This is a genomic window from Bradyrhizobium sp. (assembly GCF_004799405.1).
GTDB lineage: Bacteria > Pseudomonadota > Alphaproteobacteria > Rhizobiales > Xanthobacteraceae > Bradyrhizobium.
Genome location: NZ_SSMW01000161.1, coordinates 1 through 10,958 on the forward strand (window position 1 = coordinate 1; position 10,958 = coordinate 10,958).

A 10,958-nucleotide genomic window follows, 5' to 3' on the forward strand; every position below is an offset into this window, starting at 1 on the left:
GTGGCTCGTCAGCTAAACGAACGACCACGTGAGACCTTGCAATTTGAAACCCCAGCAGAGAGATTTAACGCCTGTGTTGCGTCGACCGGTTGAGCCGGCACCCCAACAACGGACATCCAGCGGACATCACGGCAAGTCCGTTAAGTGCCAAACCCGGAAGTGCCTGCTGCGAGCAGACGCTTTCCGCCTGCTACTTGTTATCGTTGATCCCCAGAACAGCCATCATATTCTGACGATTGGCTTGGCTTTCGGACCATTTCCGACCGAGAGTAATTCCGCCATCAACGACAAGTTCGTGGCCAGTGACAAAGGTGGATTCATCGCTCGCTAGCCATAGCGCCGCCTGAGCAATGTCCGCTGGAGTGCCTGCCCGCGGGATAGGCTGCATCATCGCCAGCGCCATCTTCATCGGCTCGACAGTCTGATCTGCGACCTGTGTCGCGAGCCCAAACATCTTTCCAAAGATAGGGGTGGCGATACCCCCAGGACATATGCAGTTAACGCGCACATTGCTCTCGCCGAGTTCACGCGCAGTCGATTTAGTAAGTTGAACGACTGCGGCCTTGGCAGCGCTATAGACATGCGGCCCAAAGCCGATTCGAATACCTGCTACGGATGCTGTCGAGATGATTGAGCCGGACTTCTGCTGGCACATAATTGGTGCCGCGTGCTTGATGCCGAGGAACACACCACGCAGTCCAACGGCAACAACTGAATCGAATTCCTCTACGGGCGTATCTGCAATTGGTCCACCAAAACCAGGAATTCCTGCATTATTGAATAGACAGTCAAGTCTGCCGAACTTTTCGATCGCAAAAGCTATCATCGCTTTGACATCTGCCTCATTAGCGACGTCGCAGCGCACATAGCTTACCTTGCCACCAAAATCCTCGACGAGCCGCGCCCCTTTGTCGTCCTGAAGATCGGCAGCAACCACCGACGCGCCTTCTTTGACAAAAAGCTCAACAGTCCCGCGTCCAATCCCGCTCGCCCCGCCAGTAATGATAGCGACCTTACCCGACAATCTGCTCATGAACTTTCCTTTTCCGATGATTTTTTAGATTCCCCGAATCCAACAGCGGGACAACCCCTAGATTTGTAATTTCATCCCAATGTATCAAAGCATATCGGGGTATTGCTGGACTAGGGACGACTTCCGTTAAGGGTCAAAGCGGAAAACCTCTGACTGAGCATATGTTTTCCGCTGTTCTCCGGATAGCGGACATCGCCCGCCAGGCCAGCCATGACCGTTATGTGCCAATAGGCGCCATTGCCAGCGACGACCGGACACGAAAGAGGTCGCCAACTTAAGCGGAAAAAGAACGAGGCCCGGTGCGCCTAGGAGGCCGGACTTCGTAGCCGTAACAGTCTGTACGACAGGCCACTCGGTATGAGCGCACCTTATGAAGCGTTGGTAAGGCCGTGCTGATTTTTCTCAAGCTGCCAACTGAGGCGGCCTATGGCACCACCGCTACGTTGCACGTCGTACACTGGAAGTCGGGGCCATGCTGGGTGGCAACGACCTTAAAGCCATCCGGTACGCCGTGAACGGTCGCTATGTCGGCATCGTCGTCTTGAGACAGGCTAGCTATACCCGTCTTGCCGCATTTCGGGCAGCGCAGTTTTTCGTTCCAATCATCGGTCATGGCCCGAGAGAATAAAAGCGTTTCGCTTGTTTGTCGGTTCGGTCCCGGACCGGAACTCCGCAGAACCAATGCGAAAAGGGACCACTAACCATCACGCGGGATGGAAAAGGGGGCAGTACTCCGCCGCGGTCAACAGGAAGCGGTGTTGTAACGTTCCAGACGATTTGAGCGGCTCGGCTGCTTGTTGTTGCGCCCGGAACGCGATTATCGAATACTAGCCGCGCTACGATCTTCGCAGCAAAGGGAGTGCGACGCCACTTATCGATGCCGGCGCGGCGCTACGATGCACGGACGAACGACTGAGCTGACGCCGATGGAGGAAAACTGATGTCATTTTACCGAGGCATGACTTGCGAGAACGTGACCATTAAAGGCGACAAGGGAACCCCGATTACCGCTTATGTGGCCAAGCCGTCGGGTCCAGGTCCCTTTCCTGGCGTCGTGCTCGTCCACCATCTCCCGGGCTGGAGCGAGTTCTATATTGAGACGACGCGCCGGTTCGCCCATCACGGCTATCTCGCGATCTGTGCCAACCTCTATGAGCGTGCGGGCGAGGGCAACCCGGACGACGTCGCCGCCAAAGTGCGCGCCGACGGCGGCATTCCCGACGCCCAGATGGTCGGCGATACCGAGGCCGCGGTGAAATGGATGCGCGCGCAGTCCAATCACAACGGCAAGGTCGGTATTTTCGGCTCATGTTCTGGTGGCCGGCACGCCTTTATCTATGCCTGCCAGAGGAAGGACGTCGACGCCTGCGCCGAGCTCTGGGGCGGCCGCGTGGTGATGGGCAAGGAGGAGCTCAATGCCAAGACGCCGGTCGCGCCGATCGAGATGACCAGGGATCTCTCTTGCCCGCTGCTTGGCATCTTCGGCAACGACGACCGCGCGCCGAGCCCCGAGCAGGTGAACCAGCACGAGGCCGAACTCAAGAAGCACGGCAAGGTGCACGAGTTCTACCGCTACGACGGTGCCGGTCATGGCATCTTTTATTGGCACCGGCCACTCTACCGGCCCGAGCAGGCAATGGACGGCTGGAGCAAGGTGTTCACCTTCTTCGGCAAGTACCTGGCGAAGTAGGAGGCCCGGACATGTGCACGTCCATTATCGAGATCGCACGAGCCGAGGGCATGGCAAAGCGCGGCGACGAATGGTTCCCGCTCTCACAGGCGGTGGTTGCCTATGACCACGCGCGCCATGCTCCGCTGGGCGACGTCATCACGCTCGACTTCATCAACAGTTGCCTCGAACCCGGGGCGCGGGCTGGGATTGAGCTGACGCTGCAGACAGCAAAGGAGCTCCGCGCTGCTCTCGACCGGGTGATTACCGCCGCCGAGTTCGAGGAAGCGGAAGTGAGGGGAAAAGGCGCCGTGCCCAGCCTCGTTCGGGCAGCGTCACATGCCAGATGAGCCGGCCACTGACCGCGTGGCATTGCGGAAGTCATGGAGCGGCTCGAAAATCGCGAATAGCCGGCGGCAAAACGACGATTTCGCCCGCTCACGGCGAAAACGGAAAAACACGACCCGCCCTCCCGTCAGAATAACTAAAGTAACGGTAAAATAGCTATGCCAGGATAGCGAAGGGGCTTCAGGTCGACCCTTGGAAGCTGGATAGCGACCGAATGCCGAATCTGATGGCGCAACCCCTTTTACCGCAGCTCCCAATCATAAGCGCAGGCCGAAGTCGACTTTGGGGACTGACTTGGGGGCCGAAGGTAAATATTCAAAAATTATGTATAATTTTCAATATATTGCCAGAAACACGTGGCGGAGAGAGTGGGATTCGAACCCACGGTACGGTTTCCCGCACACACGCTTTCCAAGCGTGCGCCTTAAGCCACTCGGCCATCTCTCCGGATGCCCTGTCTTGAAGGCGCGAGAGGACTTTTGCAAGCGACCGCGGTTACGGAGCCGCCAATTTCCACAACCGGTTGAATAATATAGGTAATTTATCGGTGAACCGAAAGCCGGTTACGGGCGACGACTGATTGCACTGACAATCTCACCGGCGGAGGGGGCATGACCATCGAACGGGCGCTTGTGTTCGCAATTTCAATGTTCGTAATCGCCGCTCAATGCACCGGGCCGGCAAGGGCGCAGGCGTGCAGCAGCGAAGGTTCCGTCGTGACCTGCGATGACGGCCGGCACGGTTTGCTGTCCGGCGATGCGATCATCTGGCCCGACGGCACCCGATCAAGCCTGTCGCCCCATCCGAGCGTCATCATCGGCAACAAATCGTCGGTGGTCGTCGGACAGGGCGTGTTCGTCGGCCAGGGCAAAGGCGTCGTGCCGCTGGATAACCCCAGCGCGCCCAACAAGACGCGCTGCGCCGTGCTCAACGGCATGTCGTATTGCTACTAGAAATCGTCATCTTGGGGTGCGGGCGTGGCGATCTTCGAAGGATGGCGGATCTGATATCGCTTCCGCTAATGATACCTCGCGCCGGAATTGACCGAGCGCAGCGGCCATAAGGTCGGCGGTTCCGGTATCGGCGGCCCGACCGTCGCGCTAGCGGTGTGGGTCTGCTGCAGCACGTCGACGAAATCGGCAAACCATTGCTGGATGGTGTGGCCGCGAAGTTTCGTCATCATCGCTTCCCACCGCATCCGCCGTTCCAGCAACGGCATCGAGAGCGCGAGCGCGATGGTTCGCGCCATGCCGTCAATATCGTGAGGATTTACCAACAGCGCGGTGTCCAACTCGTTGGCCGCGCCGGCGAATTTCGACAATACCAGCACGCCGGGATCGGCAGGATTTTGTGCCGCGACATATTCCTTGGCCACCAGATTCATCCCGTCATGCAGCGGCGTCACCACGCCGACCTGGGCGGTACGATAGAGCCCGGCCAGCACGGTCTGGCTGAAACCTTTGTTGAGATAGCGGATCGGGGTCCAGTCGACTTCGCCATGACGGCCATTGACGTCGCTGACCAGTTTTGCGATTTCGCTCTGCAGATTGCCGTAGGCTTCGATCGCGCCGCGCGACGGCGTCGCGATCTGCAGCAAGGAGACCGTGCGCTGCATCGCCGGTTGCAAGGTCCACATCCGATCGAAGGCCTCGATACGGTTGACCAGTCCCTTGGAATAGTCCAGCCGATCGACGCCGATCGCCAGCTTCTCGCCGTTCAGGCTTCGCCGCAACCGCGATACGTCGGGATGGGATATGGCCTTGGCGGCTTGCCGGGCGAATTTTTCGGGATCGATTCCGATCGGAAATACCGCCATCCGCGACGTTCCGTAACGCGAGGTGACGACACCGTTCTCGATTCGAAGATCCAGGTCCGACCGGAGGTATCCGAGGAAATTTTCGCAATCATCTTGGGTCTGGAACCCGATCAAGTCGTAAGCCAGCATCGCCTCGACCAGTTCGCGATGATGCGGAACCCCGGCGACGACGGCGCGCGCCGGCCAGGGCGTATGCAGGAAAAATCCGACCGGCTGGGTGACGCCGAGATCGCGCATCTCCGCGCCCAGCGCCAGGAAATGATAATCCTGAATCCAGAATACGGTGTCCGGCTTGGTGAATCGCTTGAGCGCCCGCGCCATGAAGGCGTTGACTTCGCGATAGGACAGATAATCCTGCTGTGAGGAGCGGATCAGATCCGTGCGGGAATGCAGCGCCGGCCACAATGCCGAATTGGCAAAACCTTCATAATATCCGCCGTAATGCGCTGCAGGCAGATCCAGCATTGCCAGCGCGCCCGCGCCGAGGGCTTCGACTTCCGCGAACGGCTCCTTCTGGGTGCCGTCGCGGACCCGGCCGCTCGAACCTACCCAAATCGCACCGGATTTCTCTACCACCGGCAGCAAAGCGGCCGCGAGCCCCCCCGTCATGGGCTCATTGGTTTTGCCACGCGCCACGCGATTTGAAACGACGACGAGGTTCACAGGTCCCCTCCTGATGTTCCGCTCGCCAGTTAACAGCCATTCATCAATATGGTTCCGTGTCACCTTTTCAACGAAAAGGCACCAAATTCAGGCGGTATGCCGCCGGAACCTTGCAAGTCCACGAGACAGGGAATTTGCCGGAAGGTTTTTCGCAAAAAATTGTCTCGATTCTTCAAACGGACAGAAATGGCCATTCCGGTTCCAGGCGACATTGCGGCATCAACGAACCATATTCTGTGAATCCACGGTGGCCTTTTCGTCGTCGAGCAGATGTGCGAGCCATTCACGCACGTCGCGAGGTTCATCGAAATGACCGGCTACGCCCTGCGCACGGCGGCCGACGGAGAATGCAACACCGCCAAGGTCGGGCATGACCGCGAACACCGTTTCATCCGTCACGTCGTCGCCGATAAAAATAGGACGGCGCCCCCGGAATGGTTCGTGAGTCATTAGTTCCACAACACCCGTAGCCTTGGTGAAACCGGAATGCTTGATTTCGCACACGCATTTCCCCGGCAGCACTTCGATCGGCGCGTTCGGAAGGTCGGCCCGTATCAGCGAAACCGCCGCATAAATCGCCTTCTCGGCATGCGGCGCCAGCCGGTAATGCAAGGCCAGCGAGTAACCCTTGTCCTCGAGCAGAATGCCCGGGCTGAGTTTCGCGATCGCCGCTAATCGCCTCTTCAATTCCTTGTCCATCGGCGGCGCGTGGGTGGCAACGGCTTCGCTATCGCCTGAGATTCGCATTTCCGCACCGTGGCCTCCGACTGCCGGAAATTGCTCAGGTGCAAAGATCAAATCGATATCGTTCAGCGAACGTCCGCTGACCAGCGCCAGCGCGCCCGAGGTTCTCTGCAGCAAGCGGTTGAGCGTTCTGGCCAGGCCCGGCGGCACCCACACCTCACGCGGCGTCGGCGCCAAATCGAGCAGGGTGCCGTCGACGTCGAGCAGGATCGCGCACTGATCCAGCTGCGAAACCAGCGAATGCGGCACCGGAACGGCGTCAGGCGAGGCCTCTTCTTCCGATATGTCTTCTTGCGGCATGTCAGCCGAATCTTGATCCATCAAGTCCTGTGTCATTCATTCTACTCCACAAAGGCGAGCGGCCGGGCAACTGATTCCAGCGGCAGGCGCTCGGCTGCGATGCAATAACGCCACGCGATAACAGCCGCCGCCGCCATCAATCCCGCCCCGAACAAATAGCCCGCGAAAACGCTGTTGCGCGATCCGGTATCGATCAACGCGCCGAACAGCGCCGGGCCGGCGACACCGCCAATTGCCGTTCCCATCGCATAGAACAACGCAATCGCCAGCGCGCGGACCTCAAGCGGAAAGGTCTCGCTGACGGTCAGATAGGCGGAGCTTGCGGCAGGCGACGCAAAAAAGAAGATCACCATCCATGCGATGGTCTGGGTTTGCGCGCTCAATGCACCGATCGCGAACAGATAGCCTGAAAGCGCGAGCAGAACGCCCGAAACGCCGTAGGTCAGCGCAATCATCGCGCGGCGTCCGACCGTATCGAACAAGCGGCCAAGCAGCAGCGGCCCCAGGAAATTGCCGGCTGCGAACGGCAGAATGTACCATCCGACCTGGCTTGAGGCGATCCCGAAGAAATCGGTCAAGACCAGCGCAAAGGTGAAGAAGATCGCGTTGTAGAAAAACGCCTGCGCGATCATCAATACCAATCCGACCAGCGAGCGCCGGCGATAGGTCGCGAACAGCGTTCGCGCCACTTCGCGCAGCGGGGTGTGATCGCGCATTCTCAACCTGATTTTCGGCCAGACATGTTGCAATGAATCCTGTTGCGACTGGTCCTGCAGCTTTCCGATCGCCGCCCGTTCGATGTCGCCGACAATCGCCTGCGCGCGGCTCGGATAACCATGAATGATCAGCCATCGCGGGCTTTCGGGTATCCACATCCGCATCACGAACACCACCAGGCCAAGACACGCGCCGGTAAGATAGGCCAGCCGCCAGCCGAGGTCGGGGCCGACCAGAACCGGGTCGAGCAGCACGATCGCGCTGGTCGCACCCATCGCAGCACCGATCCAGAAGCTGCCATTGATCAAAAGGTCGGTCCATCCGCGGTAGCGCGCCGGCACCAATTCCTGGATCGTCGAATTGATCGCGGTATATTCGCCGCCGATGCCCGCACCCGTGAGAAACCGAAACAATGCATAGCTCCCGAGATTCCAGGACAGCGCTGTCGCGGCGGTGGCCGCAAGATAAAGCGCCAGCGTGATGAAGAACAGTTTCTTGCGTCCGATCCGGTCGGTGAGCCAACCGAACCCGAGCGCACCGAGCACGGCACCGGCCAGATACGCGCTGTTGGAAAATCCGACGTCGAAATTCGTGAATTGAAGCGACGGACTTTCCTTCAACGCACCCGACAGGGCGCCGGCCAGCGTCACCTCCAGTCCATCCAGGATCCAGGTAATGCCGAGCGCCAGCACCACGCGGGTGTGAAAACCGCTCCAGCGCAGGCTATCGAGCCGGGCAGGAATATCGGTCTCAACGACCCGATTTTCGGTGGTTCGATCATCGCCTGCGAAATGATCGGAATGCGGCAGATACATTGGATCGGACCGGGCAAGACGGACCCCGGGAACCTTGTTTCGGGCGACTAACGGTTTCATTGGGCCGGTGCTTGTCTCGTTAACGCGCGGCAATGAGGGAGGTTCCCATGGTGGGAGCGTGCGGAACCAGTTGAACTGTTTCGGGTTTTGAACAAAAACAGGAGATCGAGCATGGCCGCACGGGTTGAGCCACGGCGCACCCAAAAAAACCGCGACGCGCAAGAAGGCAACGACCAAGCGCTGGTCGCAAAGGGTCACCCAGGAGAGCGACGCGCTCGATCTGAAGCGCGGCGTATTCACGCTGCGAGACCCAAAGCGGATTGCGGCGTCGCTCAAGCGCTCGGCGGAACGCAGTTCGCGCCGCAAGGCCGGCGCTTACCGCTCGGCACTCTCGATGCTGACCTTCTACATCAACCGCGCCGGCAAGACATTGCCGAAAACGCAACGCGAGCGGCTGGAGCGCGCGAAGAGCGAATTGAAGCGGCAGTTTGGAAGGGAATAACTTGTCGTCCCCGCCTAAAGCCGGGACGATCGATCAACGCTAGGCCGCGCGGATATTCGCCATGAAGCGGTCGAGCTCTTCACGCAACCGCGTGCTTTCGGTCGAGAGCGTTCGCGCCGAATTCAAAACCTCTTCCGACGCCGAGCCGGTTTCGGTGGCGCCGCGATTTACCTGCATGATATTGGCGGCGACTTCCTGGGTGCCCTGGGCGACGTTCTGGACACTACGGGCAATTTCCTGCGTCGCCGAGCTTTGCTGCTCGACCGCACTGGCGATCGTCGAGGCGATACTCGATACCTGGGCGATGGTGCCGCCGATCTCCTTGATTGCTGCGACCGACTCCTGCGTCGCGCCCTGCATGCCGGAAATGTGCGACGATATCTCGTCGGTCGCCTTCGCGGTCTGGCTCGCCAGCGACTTGACCTCGGAAGCGACAACGGCAAAACCCCGGCCGGCCTCGCCGGCACGGGCCGCTTCGATGGTCGCATTCAGCGCCAACAGATTGGTCTGCTCGGCAATCGCGGTGATCAGTTTGACGACGTCGCCGATTTCCTGCGCAGCACGCGACAATTTGCCGATCCGCCCGTCGGTTTGCTGCGCCTGAAGCACCGCGGCCTCCGCGATCCGGTTGGATTCGCGTACCCGTCTGCCGATTTCATCAACCGACGCGGACAGTTCCTCGGTCGCAGCAGCGACCGATTGCATGTTGCTGGAGGCTTCTTCTGATGCGCCGGCCACATGGCTGGAAAGCCCCTGGGTGGTTTCCGCGGTCCGCGTCAGGACCCCGGCAGCCGATTCAAGCTGAACGGCCGACGCCGAAACGTTGGAGACGATCGCGCCGACCGCGGTTTCGAATTGATCGGCGAAGCGGATGAGTTCGGCGCGGCGCGCGGCACCGGCAGCCCTATTCTGGGCTTCATGCGCGGCGGCGTCGCGTTCAGCTTTGGCAATGGCCTGCAGCTTGAATTCTTCCACCGCGGCCGCCATCTCGCCGAGTTCATCCTTGCGGCCAAGGCCGGGCAGCACGACATCGAAATTGCCGCCGGCGAGTTCGCGCATCGCCTTGCACATCGCGGTCATCGGGCCGGAAATTCCCTTGCCGAGCAGCAGGGCCAGCGTTCCACCCAGCAGGAGCCCGCCGGCCGCGAGCATCATAATCAGGTGCTCGGTCTCGCCGACGATCGCGTCCGATTCAGATTCAAGCCGCTGTTGATCGGAGAGCAGCTCAGCCTTCATCGCGCTCGATCCCTGCATGATCGCCGTTGCAGAATCGTTCATTTCGGCCGTCAGTTCGTCGATAGACTTTGAATTCTCGACCAGTTTGCTGAAGGATTGCCGGTATTCTTCCAGCATTCCCGAAATCTCCTTGAGCGCCTGCACGACCTTCTCATCGCTCGACGAGATCGCCCGCAGCGAATTCTCGACGAACGTGAGGCGCGACAAAGCGCTGGTGGCAACCGTCTGATCGGAATTGATGACGAACGTATTGGCGAGCGCCATCACCGCCAGATATTGCGCCAGGACTTGCTTGGCGCCGAGTTCAACTGCCGGAAGTTCGGCTTCGGCGGCAACGCTTGCGAGATCCTCGAGCTTGTAGCGCAACAAGGTGCCGCCGCGCGCAAGCTGATTCTGCGCGGTGAATGCGCTGTCGCGCTTGACCCTCAGGATATCGGCGAAGATCTTGGTGAAGATATTGAATTCCCTCGCAAGGCGCGTGACATGATCGAGCCCCGCCGGATTGGTGGTGCCCCTCATCGATCGGTCGATGGCGTCCTTGAGGCTGGCTTCAGCCGCTAGCGCTGTCTTGGCGTCGTCATCTTTCCCGGTCACCACATAATATCGCGCCAGCGCCCGGTACGAGATCAGCTCGCGGTCGATGTTGCGCGCCAGGTCGGCTTCCGACACGCTATTCCGGTAGAGCGCCACGCCGGCGGAGATGCGCTCGAATCCGAGATAGGCGATCCCGAGGCTGGCGGCCGACACCGCGAGCACGACGGCAAAGCCGAGCATGACCTTGGCGCGAAACCGCAAGGCCGGGATTCTCGTGAATATCGAGTGTCGCCAGGCGCGCTTTGATAACCCCACCCCGAACCCCCGTCTTCGTGCCTGCGAATTCGGAGCAGCGCGAGCTTTCCCGAATCGAGTCCGGAAGATTTAGGGGGAGAATGGATAAGGGGGCGTAAATATGCAGCGAATCCTCATCCCGAGGAGCGGTTTTGGGTCGTGTTTTCGAAGGGGAAGCAGCCTCAGGGTTCGGGACGGCGCCGACGCTGCCCTAACCTCCTCCTCGGCAGGATACAAATTTTTCGCGCGGACCCGCATCACAATGACCTCCGCGACCAAATTCCCAG

9 protein-coding genes and 1 tRNA gene are annotated in these 10,958 nt (G+C 59.8%); 4 read left to right on the plus strand and 6 right to left on the minus strand.

Annotation, left to right across the window (positions count from 1 at the left end; all coding sequences use genetic code 11):
* Positions 1-190 precede the first annotated feature (190 nt).
* Positions 191-1,033, minus strand: coding sequence for a glucose 1-dehydrogenase (locus tag E7813_RS26040; protein WP_291578178.1), 843 nt, complete (start codon positions 1,031-1,033; stop codon positions 191-193).
* 940 nt (positions 1,034-1,973) lie between these two features.
* On the opposite strand from E7813_RS26040, the gene E7813_RS26045 reads away from it, so the two are divergent.
* Both E7813_RS26045 and E7813_RS26050 read left to right on the plus strand, forming a co-directional pair.
* Positions 1,974-2,723 (plus strand): dienelactone hydrolase family protein, encoded by a 750-nt coding sequence (locus tag E7813_RS26045; protein WP_291578179.1) that lies wholly within the window; start codon positions 1,974-1,976, stop codon positions 2,721-2,723.
* Between the two features lie 11 nt (positions 2,724-2,734).
* Entirely contained in the window at positions 2,735-3,052 is a 318-nt protein-coding gene (locus E7813_RS26050) for a DUF6295 family protein (protein WP_291578180.1), read from the plus strand.
* A gap of 355 nt (positions 3,053-3,407) precedes the next feature.
* On the opposite strand, the gene E7813_RS26055 is transcribed toward E7813_RS26050, so the two are convergent.
* Positions 3,408-3,497, minus strand: a tRNA-Ser gene (locus E7813_RS26055).
* A 200-nt stretch (positions 3,498-3,697) separates the two neighbouring features.
* Here E7813_RS26055 and E7813_RS26060 point away from each other — a divergent pair.
* Positions 3,698-4,003 (plus strand): hypothetical protein, encoded by a 306-nt coding sequence (locus E7813_RS26060; RefSeq protein WP_291578183.1) that lies wholly within the window; start codon positions 3,698-3,700, stop codon positions 4,001-4,003.
* Between the two features lie 65 nt (positions 4,004-4,068).
* Here the strand turns inward: E7813_RS26060 and E7813_RS26065 are convergent, their stop codons facing one another.
* The 3 genes from E7813_RS26065 to E7813_RS26075 all read right to left on the minus strand — a co-directional run bounded on the left by E7813_RS26065 (position 4,069) and on the right by E7813_RS26075 (position 8,105).
* On the minus strand, positions 4,069-5,529 hold the full coding sequence (locus E7813_RS26065; RefSeq protein ID WP_291578181.1) for a trehalose-6-phosphate synthase: 1,461 nt from the start codon (positions 5,527-5,529) through the stop codon (positions 4,069-4,071).
* Between the two features lie 219 nt (positions 5,530-5,748).
* Complete coding sequence (gene otsB, locus E7813_RS26070) at positions 5,749-6,594, minus strand: trehalose-phosphatase (protein WP_291578184.1); 846 nt, start codon at positions 6,592-6,594, stop codon at positions 5,749-5,751.
* Between the two features lie 20 nt (positions 6,595-6,614).
* On the minus strand, positions 6,615-8,105 hold the full coding sequence (locus E7813_RS26075) for an MFS transporter (protein WP_291578185.1): 1,491 nt from the start codon (positions 8,103-8,105) through the stop codon (positions 6,615-6,617).
* Positions 8,106-8,289: 184 nt separating this feature from the next.
* On the opposite strand from E7813_RS26075, the gene E7813_RS26080 reads away from it, so the two are divergent.
* On the plus strand, positions 8,290-8,607 hold the full coding sequence (locus E7813_RS26080) for a DUF3175 domain-containing protein (RefSeq protein WP_291578182.1): 318 nt from the start codon (positions 8,290-8,292) through the stop codon (positions 8,605-8,607).
* Positions 8,608-8,646: 39 nt separating this feature from the next.
* Here E7813_RS26080 and E7813_RS26085 read toward each other — a convergent pair whose 3' ends face one another.
* A complete protein-coding gene (locus E7813_RS26085) occupies positions 8,647-10,617 on the minus strand; it encodes a HAMP domain-containing methyl-accepting chemotaxis protein (protein WP_291578186.1) in 1,971 nt (656 codons plus the stop codon).
* Positions 10,618-10,958: the final 341 nt, after the last annotated feature.